General features: G+C 34.3%; 19 protein-coding genes. 15 read left to right on the forward strand and 4 right to left on the reverse strand.

Going from position 1 to position 23,197, the window contains the following annotated elements; all coding sequences use genetic code 11:
* The 3 genes from T529_RS0109260 to T529_RS12870 form a co-directional block, all read left to right on the forward strand.
* The coding region (locus T529_RS0109260; RefSeq protein ID WP_238560804.1) for a transposase at nt 1-258 on the forward strand (258 nt) is incomplete at its 5' end.
* A gap of 153 nt (nt 259-411) precedes the next feature.
* On the forward strand, nt 412-1,254 hold the full coding sequence (locus T529_RS0109265) for an SAM hydrolase/SAM-dependent halogenase family protein (RefSeq protein ID WP_033163328.1): 843 nt from the start codon (nt 412-414) through the stop codon (nt 1,252-1,254).
* 390 nt (nt 1,255-1,644) lie between these two features.
* Nucleotides 1,645-2,037, forward strand: a complete 393-nt coding sequence (locus T529_RS12870; protein ID WP_238560805.1) for a Fic family protein — start codon at nt 1,645-1,647, stop codon at nt 2,035-2,037.
* Between the two features lie 452 nt (nt 2,038-2,489).
* Here the strand turns inward: T529_RS12870 and T529_RS0109275 are convergent, their stop codons facing one another.
* Complete coding sequence (locus T529_RS0109275) at nt 2,490-2,888, reverse strand: IS110 family transposase (protein ID WP_033163330.1); 399 nt, start codon at nt 2,886-2,888, stop codon at nt 2,490-2,492.
* 320 nt (nt 2,889-3,208) lie between these two features.
* Here T529_RS0109275 and T529_RS0109280 point away from each other — a divergent pair, with 320 nt between their 5' ends.
* Both T529_RS0109280 and T529_RS0109285 read left to right on the forward strand, forming a co-directional pair.
* A complete protein-coding gene (locus T529_RS0109280) occupies nt 3,209-4,192 on the forward strand; it encodes a hypothetical protein (RefSeq protein WP_033163331.1) in 984 nt (327 codons plus the stop codon).
* Complete coding sequence (locus T529_RS0109285) at nt 4,189-5,646, forward strand: hypothetical protein (protein ID WP_033163332.1); 1,458 nt, start codon at nt 4,189-4,191, stop codon at nt 5,644-5,646. The genes T529_RS0109280 and T529_RS0109285 overlap by 4 nt, the downstream gene beginning before the upstream one ends.
* 535 nt (nt 5,647-6,181) lie before the next feature.
* Here the strand turns inward: T529_RS0109285 and T529_RS0109290 are convergent.
* A complete protein-coding gene (locus T529_RS0109290) occupies nt 6,182-8,101 on the reverse strand; it encodes a BglG family transcription antiterminator (protein WP_033163333.1) in 1,920 nt (639 codons plus the stop codon).
* A gap of 205 nt (nt 8,102-8,306) precedes the next feature.
* Here T529_RS0109290 and T529_RS0109295 point away from each other — a divergent pair, with 205 nt between their 5' ends.
* The 7 genes from T529_RS0109295 (at nt 8,307) to T529_RS0109325 (ending at nt 18,459) form a co-directional block, all read left to right on the forward strand.
* Nucleotides 8,307-8,768, forward strand: coding sequence for a PTS sugar transporter subunit IIA (locus tag T529_RS0109295; protein ID WP_033163334.1), 462 nt, complete (start codon nt 8,307-8,309; stop codon nt 8,766-8,768).
* A gap of 1 nt (nt 8,769) precedes the next feature.
* A complete protein-coding gene (locus T529_RS0109300) occupies nt 8,770-9,087 on the forward strand; it encodes a PTS fructose transporter subunit IIB (RefSeq protein ID WP_033163335.1) in 318 nt (105 codons plus the stop codon).
* Between the two features lie 104 nt (nt 9,088-9,191).
* On the forward strand, nt 9,192-10,292 hold the full coding sequence (locus tag T529_RS0109305; RefSeq protein WP_033163336.1) for a PTS fructose transporter subunit IIC: 1,101 nt from the start codon (nt 9,192-9,194) through the stop codon (nt 10,290-10,292).
* A 50-nt stretch (nt 10,293-10,342) separates the two neighbouring features.
* The gene (locus T529_RS0109310; protein WP_033163337.1) at nt 10,343-13,063 is read left to right on the forward strand and encodes a glycoside hydrolase family 38 N-terminal domain-containing protein; all 2,721 of its coding nucleotides are present in this window, start codon (nt 10,343-10,345) and stop codon (nt 13,061-13,063) included.
* A 445-nt stretch (nt 13,064-13,508) separates the two neighbouring features.
* Nucleotides 13,509-14,585: a carbamoyl phosphate synthase small subunit gene (locus T529_RS0109315; RefSeq protein WP_033163338.1), complete on the forward strand. Its 1,077-nt coding sequence runs from the start codon at nt 13,509-13,511 to the stop codon at nt 14,583-14,585.
* A complete protein-coding gene (gene carB / locus T529_RS0109320; RefSeq protein WP_033163339.1) occupies nt 14,578-17,772 on the forward strand; it encodes a carbamoyl-phosphate synthase large subunit in 3,195 nt (1,064 codons plus the stop codon). Before T529_RS0109315 ends, carB begins: the two co-directional genes overlap by 8 nt.
* Nucleotides 17,773-17,910: 138 nt before the next feature.
* Nucleotides 17,911-18,459: a LemA family protein gene (locus T529_RS0109325; RefSeq protein ID WP_033163340.1), complete on the forward strand. Its 549-nt coding sequence runs from the start codon at nt 17,911-17,913 to the stop codon at nt 18,457-18,459.
* Nucleotides 18,460-18,507: 48 nt separating this feature from the next.
* On the opposite strand, the gene T529_RS0109330 is transcribed toward T529_RS0109325, so the two are convergent.
* Entirely contained in the window at nt 18,508-19,857 is a 1,350-nt protein-coding gene (locus tag T529_RS0109330) for an MATE family efflux transporter (RefSeq protein ID WP_033163341.1), read from the reverse strand.
* A gap of 298 nt (nt 19,858-20,155) precedes the next feature.
* Between T529_RS0109330 and T529_RS0109335 the strand changes: the two genes are divergently transcribed.
* The 3 genes from T529_RS0109335 to T529_RS0109345 all read left to right on the forward strand — a co-directional run bounded on the left by T529_RS0109335 (nt 20,156) and on the right by T529_RS0109345 (nt 22,324).
* Nucleotides 20,156-20,446 carry a HigA family addiction module antitoxin gene (locus tag T529_RS0109335; protein WP_033163342.1) on the forward strand — a complete coding sequence of 97 codons (291 nt, stop codon included), beginning with the start codon at nt 20,156-20,158 and terminating at the stop codon, nt 20,444-20,446.
* A 346-nt stretch (nt 20,447-20,792) separates the two neighbouring features.
* The gene (locus T529_RS0109340; RefSeq protein WP_033163343.1) at nt 20,793-21,632 is read left to right on the forward strand and encodes a pyridoxamine kinase; all 840 of its coding nucleotides are present in this window, start codon (nt 20,793-20,795) and stop codon (nt 21,630-21,632) included.
* Between the two features lie 26 nt (nt 21,633-21,658).
* A complete protein-coding gene (locus tag T529_RS0109345; protein ID WP_033163344.1) occupies nt 21,659-22,324 on the forward strand; it encodes a YggS family pyridoxal phosphate-dependent enzyme in 666 nt (221 codons plus the stop codon).
* A 39-nt stretch (nt 22,325-22,363) separates the two neighbouring features.
* Here T529_RS0109345 and T529_RS0109350 read toward each other — a convergent pair whose 3' ends face one another.
* Nucleotides 22,364-22,852: an NUDIX domain-containing protein gene (locus tag T529_RS0109350; protein ID WP_033163345.1), complete on the reverse strand. Its 489-nt coding sequence runs from the start codon at nt 22,850-22,852 to the stop codon at nt 22,364-22,366.
* Nucleotides 22,853-23,197 lie beyond the last annotated feature (345 nt).

Here is a 23,197-nt window from a genome sequence, read left to right on the forward strand (position 1 = left end):
CAGGAAGAGTCCTATACATCAAAATCATCATTCTGGGACAAAGATGAGATTCCTGTTTACAATGCTGATAACCCAAGAGAATATCAGTTTAGCGGCAATAGAGTACACAGAGGGCAGTATAAGACCGCAAGCGGGAAAACAATCAATGCGGATGTCAACGGAGCATTGAACATCATGCGCAAAAGTAGCGTTGTGGATGTCAGCATCCTATACGGTAGAGGCGAAGTGGACACGCCTGTAAGAATAAGGATTGCCTGACTTGTCAGGTGGAAACTTAAATATCAAACTTCTTAAATAGAACCGTCAGGTTCTTAGAAGCTACCTACCTTTAGGTGGGTGGTAGTTCACGAAAGCTTGTTTTCCTTTTCTTCTAAAATAGAAAGACTTACAATAGTATTAGAGGTGATTTTCTTGAAACCAGCCATATTATTACAATCAGACTTTTCACTTACATGGGGTGCTGTTGCATCAATGAAAGGTGTTATTAAAACTGTTGATCCAGAATTAGATATTATTGATATCTGTCATGATATACCAAAGTTTAATACATTTATCGCAAGTTATTTTTTAAGACAAGTATTACCATATTGGCCAGCCAATACAATTGCTGTATCAGTTGTTGATCCTGGTGTTGGAACACCAAGAAAAGCAGCTATTGCGAAAATGCATGGAGGTCAAATTGTCATTACTCCTGATAATGGAACACTTACGCATATGAAGAAACATGTCGGTAGTGTCAGAGAAATTGATGACTCTTTTGATTTAAGAGGAGCAGGCTCTGTCTTTGATGGCAGGGATAAGTTTGCCTATGTTGCAGCATTGTTGGCAAGTGGACAAAAGAAGTTTGAAGAAATAGGTCATGAATATGATATAAGTGAGATTATTGAATGCGAAGAATATAGTATTCAGCCAAAACTAGAAAAAAACAAAGTACAAGGCTTTGTCATGATGGAAAATAAGCATTTTGGTGGTATAGAATTCAATATTAAGAATAGAGATTTTGATAACTGTGATTTTAATTTTGGGGATCATGTACAAATAGTCATTACAAGAGAAAAGCATGTTGTCTATCATGATATTGTTGAATATAATAAAGCATTTGGCTTTGTCCCAATAGGCAAGCCAATACTCTATCCTGGTTCATCAGGCTTTATGTCGCTTGATGTCAACCAAGGCTCACTGCTAGACAAATACCCACTTATAGATATGGGTAAAGAATATGAAGTCATCATCACTAAAGACAAAGATGACTAACAATTCTATCTTTACAACATTAATAAACAAAAGGCAAAATAGACATATACATTTTGCCTTTATTCATATATGTTAAAAAAACTTTAGAACTTTGAATAGAGTCTTAAAAAATTACCACAATTTAAGACAAGAGAAAATACTCTTATTTCCTTATAAATAAAGGAGTAACGAACACTTTTAAACAAGTGAAGTGTTTAAGAAAATGTAGCAGTATAAAAGATGCAGAAGGGGAAATGAGAAGTATGAGTGAATATAAGCCACCATTCCATATTACAGATAAAATCATAAATCTGGTTGCAGATATCAGTGAACAGATTGGTCGGATTAATGTTTACTCTCACGGTAGTATGAATCCACACCTAAGAAAAGCCAATAGAATACAAACAATTCATTCACCCATTTGCCGATGGAAACGGACGTATGGGAAGAATGTGGCACAGTATGCTTCTTGGAAAATGGAATGCATTGTTTTATTGGCTACCAATTGAAGAACTGATCCGTACCAGACAACAAGAGTACTACGATGCTTTTGGTGAATCGGATATGGAAGTTGATAGTAGTGCTTTTGTAGAACTCATGTTAGAGATTATTCTAGATACGCTAAAAGAGACGCGTGTTGTTGGAAATGCGGGAGATTCTAATACGCCAATACGCCAAGACGATGGCACATTGGATGGCGTTTTGGAAAGAGAAATACTTGTATTACTGAAAAAGGAACCTAACATCACGCAAAAAGCATTATCAAAAAAAGCTCAATATTCCTTACCGTACACTTCAACGTAAAATGAAAGAATTACAAAAAATGAGAAAGTTGAATGTATTGGCGGAAAAAGGTATGGATATTGGGAGGTCAAATAAAGTTTGAGATTTGATAAGTTAAAAGAATTACCACATTTATAAATAAGGGACTATCGAGCACTTTTAGTAATGTGAGTGTTTAAGGAAAGAAGATCTCGTTGCTTGAAAGAATTACCACATTTTTAGAAATTACCACAATTTAAGAAAAGAGAAGGACCTATAATTCCTTGTAAATAGAGGACTTTAGGGTACTTTTGAATGTTATAAGTGTTTAAGAAATGATTGGAATTTATTTTGAGATAATCCATGAATCTTTTTATGTTTGAAAGATTGAATAATAAGTATTAGCTAAGGGAATAAATTACAAATATACATATTATTTTGCAGTTTGTTCTTGTATGATGCGATATCTTCCATCAGGGTATTGTATGTCCTGGTTAAGGTTTTGGCTTACTGTAGCTGAATTTCTTCTGGAATATCCTTGTATAATTTTTGGAAGATAAGACTTTGTAGATTACATAACGGTCGATCTTGTTGGCATTTGTTTTGCGTATATTCTTTTCTCTCTTAGTCTTGGTTGAGAGAGGATTGACAATGCCTACGGTCAGTTTCAGATCAAGCAGAGACATCATTAGGTTATGGCCGTAATGACCTGTAGACTCAAAGCCAATGAGATGTTTTTCTTGAATGTAGGGGCTGATATTTTGCGTGAGAGTCTTAAAACTCTCGTCATTGTAGCCGAATCGGAATGGCTCAACGGCAATTTCGCCCGATTCGTTATCGACAACGATGGCATCATGATGAAACGTAGCTATGTTGATAGCTACTCTATACATATGAATCACGACCATTCTAAAATGTATATAAATGAACATGTCTGCACATATGATATAACATAGAACCTAGTGAAGATACAAATTCGAGGACTTATCCAACTTATTACTATTTAGTCATATCACTGTGGCAGTAAACTTCTCTATCTAGTCAAGGCTAAAAGGAAATCATCCTAAAGTACACATATTCAATATTTCTATTATAAAGGAAATAGAAAAAGTAACATAATTTAAATGCTTATCAGCTTATAAGACTCCCTGGATTCTTATAAGTAACTCTTGGATAAGTCAATTAGACTATACTAAGAAAGGAGAAATTGCAAATGAGTGATAGAAATGCATCAACTTCTGCCTTTGGCTGGGATTTTCAAACTAATTCAGCGATTCTCCTCATGCTAGAGAATATAAAAAATGCTAAGCAAATTCGAGTGGAAGGTGCTGACGAAGATATTGAGATTACACTTCAGGATAATAGTAAGATTTATGCTCAAGCAAAATCTATAGCAAAGCCGGATGATTATAACCATGTTATTAATAAACTTTCTGATGCATTAGAAACTTTAAGTTTAGCCGCAAAGAATGGAGATGGAAGTTTGTTTACATACGTGACTAATTCTCCAAACCCTTTTAATAATAAAAGGACGATGTCTTATTTTACAGGAAGAACACATTTAGATTATAATGAACTTCCTGACGCTGCAAAGAATAAGATAATCGATATAGTTCATAAAAAAGGTTATAATAATCTCGATTTAAATAAATTTGATGTACGAGTTATTCCTTTTTATGGTAATGATTTGAAAAATAGATATAAGGAAATTCTCGCATGTATTAATGAATTTCTTGGAGAGATTAATATTGATATCACAGGAATCAATACCAGCATAATGGAAATCTGGCAAAGAGATCTTTTTCAAAATGCAACGCAGACTGATACTGACATCTTTATTAGTAAAGAAAAAATGATTTGGCCACTTATTGTTCTTGTCATAGATAAAAGCACTTCTAGAGAATATGAAAAAGATTTCGATGAGGATGAAATTGAAGAAATTGAGCGTAAATATAAGCTCATCATTAATCAAAATACTATGAGTTATAAAATGATTACTCGAGTGATATTTGACTATAGGGGGGCAAAGAAAGACAAGAAAACATTTATTTCTGAAAACTGGAGAGATTATCAAGATATTGTCGACAAACTTAAAACGGATAATCTAACAAAACAATCTCTTGTAAAGATAATACTATATCGTATTTTGACACAAAGACGTTACATTAAAAACATTAAGCGAGGTGCAAATCTATGAAAATTATGGAGATCACCTTAAAAGAAGGATTTCATGAAAAAAAAGTGCAATTTTCAGAGAGTGTAAATATTATATATAGCAAAAAAAATTCAACGGGAAAAACAACATTTCTCCGTGCAATTTTTTATGCACTGGGGTATTCAGTGCCAAGCACAAGGGGAATCAAGTTTGATAAAATGGAGTTCTGGCTAACAATAGAGAATAGGGAAAAAATCTATAAACTATATCGACATGGGTCATATTTATCGATTGACTACGATAATAAAAAAATGGACTATTCTCTACCGACTGATTTTCATGAAATTCTCACTGAAATTACTGGATGCAGAAATATAGATATTCTTGATAATTTATTAGGTGCAGCATATATGGATCAGGAAAAGGGATGGACACTTTTGAATAGAGGAAAGGTTATTGGTAATATTTCTTTTAATATAGAAGCATTAGTAAGAGGATTAGACGGGAAAGATTGTACTAAAGAGAATCAGGAATTAGAAGCTGTAGAAAAACAAATTAAAAAATATGAGTATATGCATCTCGTTGCTGATTATCAAAAAGAACTATATGAAAATGGGGAGTACATTGAATTTGATGCTCCTGAGGAAGTCCGTGACATCAAACTTGATACGTTACGTGTTGAAAAAGATTTGTTATTAGAAGAGTTAAGCCAATTAAAGGATATCCTTCGTAAAAATAAGTTGCTTGTGGAGTATATTTCGGATCTTAAGTTGACAGTTGTATCAAGTAGAGGAGAGCAAATACCTGTAACAAAAGAAACGCTTGTAGATTTTACTGATAATACAGAATTGCTTGTGACTCGGAAAGAAATGCTTCAAAAACGCTTAACTGGAATAAATCGTAAAATATCATCTTTAGAGGAGCGAAAGGAAAAAGAAAACCAAATGGTTCAGGTTCAGGAGGCTATTGATGCTTTTGATTCGAATATTAGAAAAATTAAGGTTGACCCAATTGAAACGCAAAGAATCCTCGATTATTTGAAAAGTAAGAGAAAAAAACTTCGTGATCACATAAGAACTCTGACGAAACAAGATAATGATGTAGTTATCGAATTACATAGATGTATAAGTAGATATGCACAGGAACTGGGAATCAGTGAAAAATATGTTTCATTGGATAAGGATTACATCTTTACAAGCGATTTAAAGTCATTATCTGGAACTATTCTTCATAAAATTGTTTTTTCATTCAAACTTGCATATATAAAACTTATAAAAGATAAAGCTGGTATTGTCCTTCCTATTATACTTGATTCTCCTTCAGGAAGAGAAGTTGAATTCAACACGGTTGAAACGATGCTTAAGATTATTCAAAGGGATTATCCTGAGCATCAGCTGATTATTGCGTCAATTTATAATTACGATTTGCGTTACAAAAAAGTTATAGAATTCAAAGATAGAATGTTAGATGATACCGATATCATGATGAATTCATAGGTACATTTAGTAAATATTCCAAGTTAATCACGTTATTTTAAAGATTTAGGAATCATATAATTTTTGAATGTTTAATAATTATTGTAAAAGCATGAATGAAGGAGCTTCAGGTCTAGCTAAAATATTTTAATAAGGACTTGTTGTAGCACTGTTGACACTTTTAATTTGGAATTAACTAATGCAAAGATATGTTTTAGAGTCTTTTAAAGTGAGATAGAATCTTGTTGCATCATTGTGTTGATCATGTGTTCATACAAACAATATGAAACTTTGTTATATTTGGATAATATTTAAAAAACAAGCTTCTTCGAATTAACTTTAATAAAAATTTAGTGATAATGATCAAAGTATTAGTTTCTTGAAAACTATTCAGTATTGACAGTAATTTTATTTATTAATTATCCGCAATATACATTATCCGCAATATACTGTATAGAAAAAGTACCCATAATTCCTTGTAAATAAAGGACTTTAGGGTACTTTTGAATGTTATAAGTGTTTAAGAAAAGAGAGCTTTCCTTTTTGGTGATCGTTTTTATTGGACATGTTGTATGAGCGAAGCAATGAATGAAGTGTATGTGTTTGAATGCATGATTTCTTGTTGGAACTTAGGATTGTTGACAAGTTCAATGAATACATCATAAAGATGTTCCATATTAAGGCTATCTCCTCTCTTTATTGCAAGTAGGAAGATAATGCGTACTGTTTCTTCATTGTGCCAAAGAAGAGGTTCATCCAGTATTGCGACTGCAACTTTTGTTTTCTTCGCAATAACATCTAATGGATGAGGTAATGCAAATACTTCATTCATGTTGGTGTTTGAGAGCTCTTCTCTCTTATAGACTGAATCAATATAATGTTCATCAACTATGCCTTCTTTAAGCAGCATGCTATTGAGTTCATCTAATAAAGCTTTCTTTGATGTGGCTTTCTTTTTGTGAATAAAGAGAGATGAATCAAAGAACTTTTTAATTTTATCTGACTTATTCTGATCAATTGAGGTAATAAGACGAGATACTGTTTCGATATCCTGCTGGTTTAAAGAAAAGTCTACAGTTATCGTAGGAACATACGTTTGTTCAAGAGGGACTGTTGAAATAACACAATCAATTTCTTTAAAATCATCCTCAGTAAGATTGAGATAGTCAATGAGAGATAGCTTCTTTACGATTGATAGCTTTCTTCCAAATACATTTTGTAGACGAGCTTCAAGCATACGTGATGTTGCTTGGCCAGACCCACATACTAAGTAAATAGATTTCTTTTTAATCGATCCTGAAAAACAACGTTCTATAGCTGCTCCAATATGTAATGCGATATAGCCAATATCATCTTCAGGAAAAGATAATGAACTAGATGACTGTTTAAGTATTGTTTTCGCTATTTCGAATGGTAATGGATAATTCGCTTTTATTGTGTTGAGTAATGGATTCTTGTTTTCAAGATGAAGTTCCATCATGGACATGGAGGTACGAAGATGGTTATAAAGATCATTTCTAAGAATTTGATCATTTCTTAAATCAAAGTTATAACCCTCATAAATACCATCAAGAAAAGTATCTATAAGTTGATTAATTGTATAGTCATCAACTGAATTATCATTATATTTCACATTCGTAATTAAATGGATGGAAATATAAAGCTTTTCTCCATGGGTGATCGTTATATTATAATAGTTACTAATCTTATCACAAATTTCATCAACAATTTCTTTAATATCTTCTGGAATTTGTGTTGAATTTATTGCGCTTATATAATCATCATTGAGTATTCTTGAAATCATTAATGCGAAATAGATAGTAAGATTTTTTAGTCTATAATCATCAGTCTCTACATGATGCTTTTTAAAGACAGATATAAGGATGGGAATTATAGCATTAACCTCAACATCATTAAAGTAGACCTTCTCTTCTTTTGTGAGCATTGATATTGTTGAGTATTCACTTAAGGGATGGATTTCATTGATAATACATTCTCTCTTATCCGATTCATTTCCGATAACTTTTACACCAACACCAGGTTTAACAATATATTCTAAGTTGTATTGGGTAAGTAGTTTCTTGATAGCTTTTATATAATTTGAAAAAGTATTCTTAGAAACAAATACTGCATCGGACAAATCTTCAGTAGGTATGTAATCGTGCGAATAGAGTAAGGTAGTGAGGATATAACGCATTCTATCCTGGCTTGAATCTAGATCTTTTGTGTCAGATTCTCTTTTTGAAATAGTATTTAGGAATGCATTGAATTCTTGTTCATTATCTATTTGTAAGTAATAGCCTGTTCTTCTCTTTAATTGAATACTTGCGCCCTGTAAAACATCATTCAGGTTATTAATGTCACTGCGAATAGTACGATCAGATACTTTAAAGAGACTAGTGAGTTTAGCAATACTTGTATACTCATTACTTCGAATATAATTAAAAATATCTTCAAGCCGCTTATAACTAAACATACATATATCCTCCTTTCAATAATCATCCTTATTATTAATATTAACGCAATCAAAAAAATAAACAATCAAAGCCTTTTCCACTTCAAAGTGGAAAAGGCTTACGTGAAAGGGCTTACTATTTCCACAATAAGTGGAAATTGCATAAATTGAGAATGGCTTGGCGAACCTTTATACTAAATGGTGTCAAAGGGAGGTGGCAAAAAGTATGAATGATTTATTAAATGAAAATACAGTCTTTCTCAACGTTGATGAAAAAGATAAAGACGGCATTCTTAAGTTCATTAGTACAAAAGCTAAAGAGCTTGATATCACTGATGATGCCGATGCCCTATATCATGATTTTCTTGAAAGAGAAAAAGAATTCTCAACAGGCTTGCAAGATGGATTCGCAATTCCACATGCAAGAACAAATAATGTTAAGAAAGTTACAGTAATGTATTTACGTAATAAAAATAGTATTGAGTGGCAGACTTTAGATGATCAACCAGTTAAATATATTTTTGCATTACTTGTACCTGAAAAGAGTGCAGGTGATGTGCATTTGAAGATGATTTCTGCACTTGCGACAGCTTTATTAGAGGATGATTTTAAAGAAACAGTTATTTCATCCAATGATAAAGGTGAATTAACACGTTTTATATTAAAAATTATGAAGGAGGAAAATTAATATGAAAGTTGTTGGTGTATCAGCATGTCCAGCTGGTTTAGCTCACACTCCAATGGCTGCTAAAGCATTGGAAAAAGCTGGCAAGAAGATTGGCTTTGATGTCAAGATGGAACAGCAGGGTTCTATGGGACAGGTCAATAAAATCACAAATGAAGAAGCTCAGGCTGCGGATTTTGTATTGATTGCTTCAGATCAGCATATTGAAGGCATGGATCGTTTTAAAGGTAAGCCTGTTATTCGTGTTAATATTACAACTTGCATTAAAGCGCCTGAAGCAGTTTTAAAGAAATGTGCTAAGGCAGTTGAAGCAAAAAAGTAATAAAAAAATCATAGGACTATGGCCCAGCCCTATGACTACATACTATATAGTGAGTACGCACTCTCATTATATAGTAAAAATATTATATTGAGGAGAGGAAATTTATGAAAAAGTTTTTTAGTGAAGCCAAAGGTCATTTGATGACAGGTATTGGCTACATGTTACCACTTATTATTGGTGCATCTTTAGTTGTTGCTATTCCATTAATTATTGCTTTATGTACTGGTGTATCAAGCTTAGATCCATATGCTAAGTCTACAGGATTTTACCATGTATTATATCAGATTCAGCAAGTAGGCTGGACGGGTATTGGCTTGGTTAATACTGTACTAGCTGGTTTTATCGCTTATTCAATTGCTGAAAAGCCTGCAATTGGTGCTGGTTTAATTGGTGGTGCTATTGCTTCTAATTATCAGGAAGGCTTCTTGGGAGCTGTTATTGCTGGTTTCTTAGCTGGTTATACAGTAAGATGGTGCAAAAAGCACTTTAATTTACCTGATTCATTTAAATCTATGATGCCATTAGTTATTTTACCATTCTTTGCTACTATTGTTATTGCGTTAGTAATGGGCGTCATCCTTAATACACCATTATCAATGCTTAATACTGCATTAATCTCTTGGATCCGTACAATGAGTAAGTCTGGAACTAACCAGCTTGTCTTAGCAATTGTGTTAGGTGCTATGATTGCTTCAGATATGGGTGGTCCTATCAATAAGGCTGCTTGGATGGCAGGTAACGTGTTATTAACTGAAAAAATCTATCAGCCAAATGTATATATCAACTGTGCCATTTGTATTCCACCATTAGCTTATGCTATTAGTACAGTTATTAGAAGTGCACGTTATTCAGAATCATTCAAAGATGCTGGTAAAGGTAACTGGGTAATGGGCTTCGTTGGTATTACTGAAGGTGCTATCCCATTCACATTAGTCAAAGCTTCTCGTCTTGTTCCTGTAAATATGATTGGTGGTGCACTTGGTGCTGCAGTAACATGCTTACTTGGTGCTAAAGCTTCAATCCCTCCAGTTGGTGGAATTTATGGCTTTATTACAATTGGTAATGGCTGGGCTTACTTAGTAGGTATGCTTGTAGGTGCATTATTTATCGCTTTAGTAGCTCCAATGGTTGCTGACTTTAGTGTTGACCCTGAAGCTGAAGATGAAACTATGACTGAGGACGATATTGATATCTCATTTGAATAAAAAACAAGCAAGAAGGTATCTCCTTCTTGCTTTTCACTAAGGAGGATTATATGGCAAAGAAAATTCATGTTGTACCACATTTTCATTGGGATCGTGAATGGTATTTTACAACTTCCCGTTCAAAAGTCTATTTAATGAAGGACTTAGAAGATGTTTTAGATACATTAGAAAATGATCCAGAGTTTAAATATTTTATGCTAGATGCACAGGGATCATTGTTAGATGACTACATCAAGTGGAGACCAGAAGACGAAAATAGAATAAAACGTCTTGTGCAATCTCATCGATTAATTATTGGTCCATGGTATACACAAAGTGATTTAATGCTTATTTCAGCTGAATCAATTGTAAGAAATATGTATTATGGCATGAAAACTTGTTTAAAATATGGACCATATATGAATGTTGGATATGTACCTGATTCATTTGGAATGTCAGGTAATATGCCTCAAATTTATAATGAATTTGGCATTAAAGATACACTTTTCTGGCGTGGCGTTACAAATGACATGGTTAAACATACTGACTATACTTGGCGTGGTCATGATGGCAGCAAAGTCTTTGTTACACAAATTCCATATGGCTATTATATTGGTGGTAATATTCCTGAAGATGAAAAGGACGCTCAAGACTTCTGGCAAAATGAGTGCTTGAAGAAAGCTGGAACAGGTGCTACAGATAATATTTATTTTCCTAATGGCTTTGATCAGGCGCCAATTAGAAAGAATCTTGTAGATTTAGTCAAGAAGCAACAAGAAGCAGATCCAAAAAACACTTATGTTATTAGTTGTATTGAAGATTATATTAAAGATGTTAAAAAGGCTCATCCTGAATTAGAAGAAGTAGAAGGTGAACTTATTCTTGGTAAGCATAGTCGTGTTCACAAATCTATTTTTTCTTCACGCTCTGACTTGAAAGCACTCAACACTAAACTACAAAATTATGTCACAAATGTATTAGAACCACTTCTTACAATGTCATATTCTTTAGGAAATGAATATCCATATGGTCCAATGGAAACGATTTGGAAGTTATTTTTCGAAAATGCTGCTCATGATTCTATTGGCTCATGTATTTCAGATACCGCAAATGAAGATGTTTATATGCGTTATAAACAAATTAGAGATATTGCTGAAGCACTTGTTGAATTGCATACAAGACTCATCTCAACAAGTATTAAAAACAAAGCTGACATGACGATTACAATGTTTAATACTTTACCAACTGAAAGAGATGATGTTGTAATCGCAAAACTTTATCTTCCAGGAACAACATTTGCATTAAAAGATGCTCAAGGCAATAATGTGGATTATACAATTATTGAATCTAGAGATCTAACAGACTATGTTTTATCACAAACAATAAAGCTCAATCCAAGCAAACAGTTCTATATTCCTGAAAAGGTTATTGAAGCTACTATTGCCATTTCAGCTCATAATCTGCCTGCGATGGGTTATGAACAATATACGCTTGATTTTACATGTACATCAAACAAAGAATTAGAAGATACAAATGATATTGAAAATGAATTTTATTCAATTCATATTGAAAACGATGGAACACTAACAATTACTGATAAGAGAAATGGGCATATATATAAGAATCAGGCTGTATTAGAAGAAAATGGTGATGGCGGGGACTCTTTTAACTACTCACCAGCACATCAGGATTTAATTACATACTCAAAAGATCATTTAGTAGAAAGTCATGCAAATAAATCAGATATCTATGCATCACTCAAAGCATTCTATAAAATGCCAATTCCATGTGATCTTGAAGAACGTGCTCTTGGTAAACGTTCCCTAGAATTACCAATAACAATGACAGTATCATTACGCAAGGGTTCACCAATTATCGACTTTAAAGTTCATATTGATAATGTTGGTAAATCACATCGCCTATGTGTTGTATTTGATGCTGAGCTGGTTTCAAAGTTTAATTTTGCGGATGAACAATTTGGTGTTATTCAAAGAGAAAATGTTCATACAAAAGAAATGGCTCTTTATAATGAAGCGCTTGAAAAATCAAAGAATACAAAAGAAACAGTAAATAATGCGGTCCCACTTAACTTCCAACAAAATCAAACAGCATGGCAAGAACCTCCTATCTCAATTGAACCTACACAAAGCTTTGTAAGTTTGTCTGATTCAAATAGAGGTATTGCCTTAATACCACAAGGTGTACGTGAATATGAAGTCATCGATAATCATTCAATTCGCTTAACACTCTTTAGAACATATTCATTTATGGGGAAAGAAAATCTCATTTATCGTCCTGGAAGAGCTAGTGGTGAACGTATTATTGAGACAAAAGATGCTGAATTACAGAAACCTCTTGATTTCACATTTGGCTTTATGACATTCGATGGAGATTTCAATGATACAAGTATTGCGAATCTCGCAAAGGCCTATAATACGCCTGTTATTGCAAGAGAATATGCAGAATTCTTAAATGGAAGATTAATATTCTCACAAATGGAAATAGAAGGTGATAAGAGTAATACATATTCACTATTTACTACAAAAAACAAGCTGGTTGTGAGTGCTATCAAGAAAGCTGAAAATAAAGATGCTTATATTATTAGACTTTACAATGGTAAATTCCATCAGGATATCAACGATCAGCTCGTATTCTCAAAGAAAATAAAGAAAGCTTACTATACAAATCTTAAAGAAGAATATGAAGGTAATATCAAAGTAGATAATCATACAATTTCCATTAAACATTTATCACATTGTAAGTTTGTCACGATTTATGTTGAACTAGATTAATACATTAGAGATAGGATTTGCAGTAATCCTATCTCTTTTAAAAGTTTGCTTCTAAATAGACATTCAGCTTAGGTATTCCATATAGTGCATTAAAATAAGGAATTAAATATGTCTACTGTATCTTAGCTAATCTATTGATGGAAACTGTTTTGTTGTATTGTTGAAATCTTTTTGAATAATTTTGTAGATTCTTGCATATCAATCTTCATTCTTTTATGATGATTGAGGAATGATATGAAATATAACTTGAAATGTCATGATATTTCGCATATACTAGTGACAAATGAAAGAAAGGAACTTAAGACATGTACGTATTTTGCACGAAAAAACCTAAAATTTCGGCTAATATTCTACAGGGGTCTTTATTTTCATTTTTCTATTTTCATAATTAGACATATCATTTACTGATATGTCTTTTTTTTAGAAAAGTAAAGGAGGGCTATTGATGAAAGCTTATTTGATATTGGAAGATGGACATGTATTTGAAGGTGTGAGCTTTGGTGCTGAAAAAGAAGTCATTAGTGAATTTGTCTTCAACACATCAATGACAGGATATACAGAAATCCTGACTGATCCTAGTTATGCAGGACAGAGTGTTGTAATGACATACCCACTTATTGGTAACTATGGTGTAAGCTATAAGGACCAGGAAGCTGCACATCCATTCGTAGAAGGATTTGTGGTTCATGAATTATCACGTTTAGGTTCTAACTTTAGAATGAATATGAATCTTAATGATTATATGATTGAAAACAATATTCCTGGTATTCAAGGTGTTGATACACGTGCTATTACTAAGATTATTCGTCAACATGGTTGTATGAACGGTATGATTACAACGCAGAAATACAATCTTGATGAAGTGCTTGATAAGATTAAGGCTTTCAAGGTTGAAGGTGTTGTACAGAGATGTACATGTGATGCACCTTATAAGTTAGGTAAAGGTGATTTCCATGTTGCCTTATATGACTTTGGAGCTAAGCGCAATATTGCGAAAGAGTTAGTAAAGCGTGGTTGTGAAGTGACTGTTGTACCGGCAAGTACACCAGCGAGTGAAATCATCAATGGAAACTATGATGGTATCATGCTTTCTAATGGCCCTGGTGACCCTGCTGAGAATGTTGAGATTGTAAAGGAAATTAAGGAATTAGCTGCAAGTGGTATGCCAATCTTTGCGATTTGTTTAGGTCATCAGTTAATGGCACTTGCTCATGACTTTAAGACAGAAAAATTGAAGTTTGGTCATCATGGTGCTAACCATCCAGTACGTGATGCCCATACAGGTAGAGTATATATCTCTACACAGAACCACAATTATGTCATTAAAGAAGATTCTATTGATCCAGAAGTAGCTAAGGTTTGGTTCACTAATGTTAATGATGGCACAATTGAAGGTATGGAATATATCAATGAGAATATTCGTACAGTACAGTTCCATCCAGAAGCTTCAGCAGGTCCTCATGATACTGCATATTTATTTGATGAATTTATTAAAATGATGGGAGGTCATAAAAATGCCTAAAAGAAATGATATCCATAAAGTACTCGTTATCGGTTCAGGACCAATCATCATTGGTCAGGCAGCTGAATTCGACTATGCTGGCACACAGGCATGTCGTGCCTTAAAAGAAGAAGGAATTGAAGTTGTTCTTATTAACTCAAACCCTGCTACAATCATGACAGATAAAGATATTGCGGATCATGTCTATATCGAACCATTAACTGTACCAACAGTAAAACACTTAATTGAAGTAGAAAAACCAGATTCCATCCTTCCTACATTAGGTGGACAAAATGCCTTAAATATTGCGATGGCATTGGATGATGAAGGTTTCTTAGAAGCACATAATGTCAAAACTATTGGGACAAACTGTGCCACAATTAAAGAAGCAGAAGACCGTGAATTATTTAAGGAATTGATGGAACGCATTAAAGAACCAATTGCACCATCAAAGACTGTAAACTATGTTGAAGATGCATTAGAATATGCCCGTGAAATTGGTTATCCAGTTGTTGTTAGACCTGCTTATACACTTGGAGGAACTGGTGGAGGTATTGCCCATAATGAACAGGAACTTCATGATATCTGTTCAAATGGTTTAAGACTTTCAAGAGTCAGTCAGGTACTTATTGAAAAGTCTATTGCTGGTTGGAAAGAAATTGAATATGAAGTAATGCGTGACCATGCTGGTAACTGTATTACTGTATGTAATATGGAAAATATTGATCCAGTTGGTGTTCATACAGGTGATTCTGTTGTTGTAGCACCATCTCAGACACTTGGTGATCGTGAATATCAGATGTTGAGAAGTTCAGCCCTTAATATTATTACAGCGTTAGGTATTGAAGGTGGCTGTAATGTCCAGTATGCCTTAAATCCATATAGCTTCGAATATTGCGTTATTGAAGTTAACCCACGTGTATCTCGTTCTTCAGCCCTTGCTTCTAAAGCTACAGGTTATCCAATTGCGAAACTAGCTGCCAAGATTGCCTTAGGTTATACATTGGATGAAATCAAGAATGCGGTCACTGGTAAGACATATGCTTCATTTGAACCAGCTCTTGACTATATCGTATGTAAGATTCCTAAATGGCCATTTGATAAATTCTATGATGCTTCAAGAAAACTAGGCACACAGATGAAAGCTACTGGTGAAGTTATGGCTATCTGCAATAACTTTGAAGGAGCACTTATGAAGGCTTTACGTTCACTTGAACAGAATGTCTTCTATCTCAATCTTGAAAGCTTGAAAGACAAAGATACAATCTATTTAAGAAGAAAGCTGAAAGATGTTGATGACCAGAGATTATTTGTGATTGCTGAATCACTAAGAAAAGGTATTTCAGTACAGGAAATCCATGAAATCACAATGATTGATGTATGGTTCATCGATAAGATCAGACACTTAGTACAAATTGAAGAAAGATTAAGAAGTGAACCACTCACAATCGAACTCCTCAAAGAAGCTAAAGAAAGAGAATTCCCAGATCGTGTTATTTCTGAACTCTCAGGCATGAAGTCTGAACGTATTAGACAATTAAGACTAGAAAACAATATTACTGCTGCCTTTAAGACAGTTGATACTTGTGCTGCTGAATTCGCAGCAGAAACACCATATTTCTATTCTGTATTTGGTGGAGAACATGAAATTACGCCTGATGAAAACAAGAAGAAGGTTATGGTTCTTGGCTCAGGTCCAATTAGAATTGGTCAGGGTATTGAATTTGACTTCTGTAGCGTACATTGTGTATGGGCTCTTAAAGAAGCAGGCTATGAAACAATTATCGTTAATAATAACCCAGAAACAGTTTCAACTGACTTTGATATTGCGGATCGATTATATTTTGAACCATTAACAGCAGAAGATGTAAGAGAAATTGTAGATCTTGAGAAACCTGATGGTGCGATTGTTCAGTTTGGTGGACAGACTGCTATTAAATTAACTCAGGATTTAATGAACATGGGTGTCAAGATTCTTGGTACTTCAGCTGATGATGTTGATGCTGCTGAAGATAGAGAACGTTTTGATGAGATTCTTGAAAAGTGCCATATTGATCGCCCTAGAGGTGATACAGTCTTTACTGTTGATGAAGCTATTGCTGCTGCAAACAAGATTGGCTATCCAGTCTTAGTTCGTCCAAGTTATGTACTTGGTGGAGCAGGTATGGAAATTGCATTAAATGATGGTGATGTCAAGAAATTCATTGGTCATATTAATGAACAATTCCAGGAACATCCAATCCTCATCGATAAATACTTAAGTGGTAAGGAATGTGAAGTGGATGCCATTTGTGATGGTACAGGCGTACTGATCCCAGGTATCATGGAACATGTCGAAAGAGCAGGGGTACACTCTGGTGACTCTATTTCTATCTATCCACCACAAAAGCTTAAGAAAGAAGTCCAGCATACAATCTGTGAATATACAGAAAGACTTGCGAAAGCATTACATGTCGTAGGCTTAATCAATATTCAGTTCATTGTCTATGAAGATGAAGTTTATGTCATTGAAGTAAACCCAAGATCATCACGTACAATCCCATATATCTCTAAGGTTACAGGTATTCCAATTGTTAAAGTGGCAACTAAGGCTATTATGGGACATTCTATTCCTGAACAAGGTTATTCATATGGCTTAGTACCTGAAAAAGATACGATTGCCGTAAAAATGCCAGTCTTCTCATTTGAAAAGATTACTGGAGCAGAAATTAGCTTAGGCCCAGAAATGAAATCAACAGGTGAAGTGCTTGGTATTTCTAAGGATCCTGATGAAGCTATGTATAAGGCATTCATTGGTACAGGTATCGATCTTCCTAAGAAAAAGAACATTATCTGTACAGTAAAAGATTCCAGCAAAGAAGAATTCTTACCAATTGCGAAACAGTATTATATGTTTGGCTATGACCTTTATGCCACTAAGGGAACATATGAATTCTTAAAAGCACATGATGTACCATGTCACTTAATTAACCGCATTACCGAGAAAACAAATACAATCTTTGATCTCATGCTGACAGATACAGTTGATCTTGTCATTGATATCCCAACACGTAACAGCAATCTTAAAGATGGTTTTGTGATCAGAAGATTTGCGGTTGAAGCCGGTATTCCAATCTATACATCCCTTGATACAGCCCAGGCTTTAATCAATTCACTTGAAAAGAAGCATAATGGTGCTACATCACTCGTAGATATCGCAAAATTATAAGTAATGAAGACAACGGCTTAATTGCTGTTGTCTTTTTATGCTTTCATGATGATAATTCCTCTCTTTATTTTGAATACTAGGCTTTCTTTGTTAGTTCATGTATAATAGGATTACTAAATAAAAGGAGGTCTATTATTTATGGGCTTTATTACTGCCGGCGTCATTATCGCTCTAATCGTTATATGGGCTATTACAACATATAATAGCTTGGTCAAATTAAGAAATAAATGTGAGAATGCCTGGAGCCAGGTATCAGTTGTCTTAAAGCGTCGTGCTGATCTTATTCCTAACTTGGTAGAAACAGTCAAGGGCTACGCAAAGCATGAAAGTGAAACACTTGAGAAAGTAATGGCAGCACGTAATGCTTTCACAAATGCCGCAACACCAGAAGACATGATGGCATCTAGTGGTGAAATCACAAGAGCACTAGGAAGACTCTTTGCGGTAGCTGAAGCCTATCCTGACTTAAAGGCTAACCAGAACTTCACTTCATTACAAAATGACTTACGTGATACTGAAAATAAAATCCAGTATGCTCGTCAGTTCTATAATGATGCTGTGAATGCATTTAAGAATAAGTGTGAAATGTTCCCAAGTAATATCATTGCGAACATGGGTGGCTTTAAACCTATGCCATTCTTTGAAGTTGAAGAAGCTGATAAAGAAGTGCCTAAAGTGCAATTCTAAAGAAATATCCATCTACTATTGAGTAGATGGATGTTTTTTTATAGATATTTAGTTTATATCTTCCAATAGATTTCCATGCTTCAAATAAGCCATCAAACCTAAACAAAGAATAAGCTGAAGAAGAGATGACAAAGGTGTAGCTAAGCCAATATGGAATAGGTTAGGATGAGGCTGAATACTCACGAAATAAGAGACAGGTACTCTAACTAAGAAAGCACCGAGTATCCCTTGGATCATAACGAACTTTGTTTTCCCGATACCATTATAGAATCCAGTATAACAGAAGAAAACTGAAGTAAAGAGACAATCAATGGCATAGGCTTTAAGATAATCGCTTGCCGCTAAAATAACTTTAAAATTTGATGAGAAAATGCTGGCGAGAATATTGCCGTGGAAATATGTCAGAAGAAACATACAAATGCCAATCCCAAAAGAAACAGTACAGCTATAATGAAGAGCGCTACGTGCTCTGTTCATCAATCCTGCACCATAATTCTGTGCGACAAAGGCAGATATGGATTGCATAAAGGCTGAAGAAATCAACATGATAAAGGCGCATACCTTTTCCGCAACACCAACACCAGCGGATGCTGTTACACCCATGGTATTGACAATGGCTAGGATGATTAGGAAAGAAATGCTGACAAGAAGATCCTGTAAGGCTATTGGTGCACCAAAACTAATGATTTTTGATAAAATCTGTTGATCTATTTTGAAATATTTACGATGTAAAGTAAAAGGGAGTTCGGTTTTACGAATCAAGAGAAGTGAAATAAGAACACTTATAACCTGAGCAAAAACAGTCGCTATAGCTGCCCCTACTGTTCCCATATGAAAGATGGCACATAAAATCAAATCACCAATAATATTAAACACACAAGCAATCGCAACAGTTATTAATGGTGTCTTAGAATCACCAAGACCTCTAAATATACAACCAATGAGATTATAAGCTACAATGACAACCATACCACCACCACAAATTCTTAAATAGGCAACAGTCTTATCGAATGCTTCCTGAGGTGCATTCATTAAGCTACTTACCTGTGGGGCTAAGAAAAGCATGGCAATGGACATAATGACCGCAATAATGATAAAGAATAGAATACCAGTACCAACACTCTTACCACCAGTTTCTTTCTCACCACGACCAATCTGCTGACCAAGAAGAATCGTTAAGCCCATCGCAAAACTGCTGACTAAATTCGTCAATGTGACCATGATCTGTGAACCTGTAGAAACAGCTGAAACATCGACTGATGAAGCAAACTTCCCTACAATCAATAAGTCTACAGCACCATACATAGCTTGTAAAAACAACGCTAATAAAACAGGAAACGCAAAGAAAATAAGAGGTTGTAAGATTTTACCTTGGGTAAATGATGTTTGTTTCGTCATAATATCCTCCTTAAAAAATAAAAGCTGGATAAGAAAGCAGACATTTCAGTCTACCATCTTATCCAGCTATTGTTTCTTAGAACAATTCACCCTCCGATGACATTAAAAGCATAACATATGTATGATTGTTGTCAAGGCAAGAATATTGCCAATAATACAATAAAAATTGACGAACATGAAAGTCTATAATAGTATGAAAGTACTAGAAGGCTAATTCATGCAAAGAACCAGGAAATAATATTATCCACCCTTATATGAATACAATAATAAACACAACATAATTATGGAGGTTAACAAGATGAGTAACACTATTACATATAATGACAAAATGGCTTTTCATCCTGGATATTATCTTGAGGAATTATTAGAAGAAAGTGAATTAACCCAAGAAGACTTTGCGAAAAGACTTGAAATCACACAAGAAGATCTTAGGCTTCTTGTAAGTGGAGAACAAAGCTTATCTATTGAAATGGCATCAAAGTTATCGCGCATGCTTGGAACAAGTGTGGAATATTGGCTTAATCTTCAACATGCATTTGACACAATTACTGCTGAGTTTGCGTCGGATCAAGAATTAATAAGTGATTAAGGTTTATTGGATATTATTGATTGAAGACACTCTATTATAGGGTGTTTTCTTATACAGGTTGAATTTTATTATATCACTATTGGAATAAAATAAAGAAAGGACCCCGCAGGAGCCTTCCGGACTAGAGCTTCACAAGTTTCTCTAGTACGATCACTTATAAAACTACTTAAATTTTTGCTTAAAGTTAATGTTGCTACTGTGTTCTTTATTTAATCTTGCATTGTAAGTTCGTTTATATCTTTATAGATTTTCCCTATTAAGAATATAAGCAAACTTTTATGATAATTTCCATATTCATGAGTATTTTAATAGGTTATAATGGTGGGCAAAAGGGAGAGTGAAAAAAGTGAAAAGAGTATTAACAATTCAGGATATATCATGTTTAGGTAAGTGTTCTTTAACAGTCGCATTACCACTTATATCGGCTACAGGTAATGAAGCTGTTATTCTGCCAACTGCTGTATTATCAACACATACAATGTTCAAAGACTTTACATATAAAGATTTAAGTGACCAGCTTGATCCAATTACACAGCATTGGAAGAGTCAGGATGTACAGTTTGATGCTATTTACACAGGATATTTAGGTAGTGTTGAAGAAATCCATCATATGGAAAAGATCTTCAACATGTTCAAGACTGATGACAACATTGTCTTCATTGATCCAGTTATGGCAGATAATGGCAAGCTTTATCCTAACTTTGACATGGATTATGTCAAAGCTAATGCTAAGCTATGTGGCTTAGCTGATATTATTGTGCCAAATATTACTGAAGCATGCTTTATGACGGATACAGAATATAAAGAAGAATATGATGAAGCTTATATCAAAGATCTTTTAGACAAGCTCGCAAAGCTTGGCTCTAAGATTGTTGTCTTAACAGGGGTATCATTATTTGAAGGTAAGACAGGTATTATGGGTTATGATACGGTTAAGAAGGAATACTTTAGCTATCAAAATGATATTGTCGGAGCGAAGTATCATGGTACTGGTGATATCTTCTCTTCAGTAGCTGTAGGTGCCTATATGAATGGCTTAAGCATTCGTGATGCATTGGCAGTTGCTGCTGACTATACAGCTTTGACAATCAAGAAGACGCTTGAGAATCCAAAGAAGCCTTGGTATGGTGTAGACTTCGAAGCAACAATTCCAGATTTAGTCAAAGCTTTAAAAGATGCGCAGTAGTGCTATAATGGATTGGGTGATAAAATATGAACTACAATCTTAAATGTGATGAAGCAGCAACAAGACGTATTGTTGAAGCTGTAAAACCAGCAACCCTAGTTGCCGCTACAAAGTACACAACTGCTGATGAAATGGCAAAGCTAGAAGCTAATGGTGTAACAATCTTTGGGGAAAATCGTGTCCAGGATTTCTTAAAGAAGAAAGAAGTCTATCAGGGTAAAGCACATTGGCATTTCATTGGGACTTTGCAGACAAATAAAGTGAAATATATTATTGATCAGGTTGACATGATTCATTCTGTTGCGAATAGAAAACTGATTGATGAAATAGAGAAACAGGCATCAAAGCATAATCTTGTTATGCCCGTTCTTCTTCAGGTCAATATTGCGAATGAAGAAAGCAAACATGGCTTTAAGAGAGAAGAAATGCAGGATGTTATGGCTTATGCGCTCACAAAGCCTCATATTGAAGTGAGAGGTTTGATGATGATGGCTCCTAATATTGATGTAGAAGCATGCCGTCCATATTTCAAAGACACAAAATTACTTTTAGAAGAACTTGCGAAAACATATCCACAAGCTCATTTAACAGAATTATCAATGGGTATGAGTCATGATTACAAAGTAGCTATTGAAGAAGGTAGCACGATGGTAAGAATTGGCCATGCACTCTTTAAGGATGAAGATGAATAATCTTCATCTTTTTACATATAAAAGAAAAATAGACCGATATTATAATCGATCTATCTTACAAATAGCTTCCTTGAGATAGTGCTGAGCGAGGCTATTAGGCTTAATATATTTAAGTGCATCTTCAACACTAAACCATTGTGCTTGGTCAACTTCTCCTGTCAGCTTAAAGTTCTTATCTTTTGCAACTGCCATGAAGTTAGTGATTAATGTGTTTGTACGTTCATGATACTGATTGTCGTTGTACATGAAACGTTCTATTTCTAGGTGGACTTCTTCTTCAATCTCTCTTTTTAATGTTGTTTCTAGGTTTTCTCCTTTTGTCACATAACCAGCGACCAAGACATTGTCTTTACGGCCATATTGCTGGATCAGGAGTATCTCTTTTTTATCAGGAGAAAAGATAACAGATGAAATGGCATCACTAAATGTTGGATATTTAAAAGTCTGGCAATTCATACAGAAAGGAACAAAACCATCAATCCCATCACGCTTCATAATGAGTTTTGTACCACAAGTATTACAATACATATATCTCACGTATACTCAATTTAAGGTTAGAATTGAGTATTTTTCCTTTCTAGCCGAATTAAGAATGATATCATCTACGGCCATTGATGATATAATTTATAAGCACTGTGGATTTGTATCTATATTCTTACAGACAATATTTGTACTGTTTCGAGGTGAATCCTGCCACAGTTCTTTTTTTAAATGGTGATTAGTAAATTAACACATACCTGATGTATGAAAGTTTGATGAATTGCGTGATTACACAAAGAAGAAACTCGTGGGCTTACCAAGCAGTGCTAAATCATTTTAAGGAGGGCATCTTCATGACGTATTTCGTTGGCATAGACATTGCCAAGTTTAAGC

Source organism: Sharpea azabuensis DSM 18934, assembly GCF_000702165.1.
In the GTDB taxonomy this organism is placed as follows: domain Bacteria; phylum Bacillota_I; class Bacilli_A; order Erysipelotrichales; family Coprobacillaceae; genus Sharpea; species Sharpea azabuensis.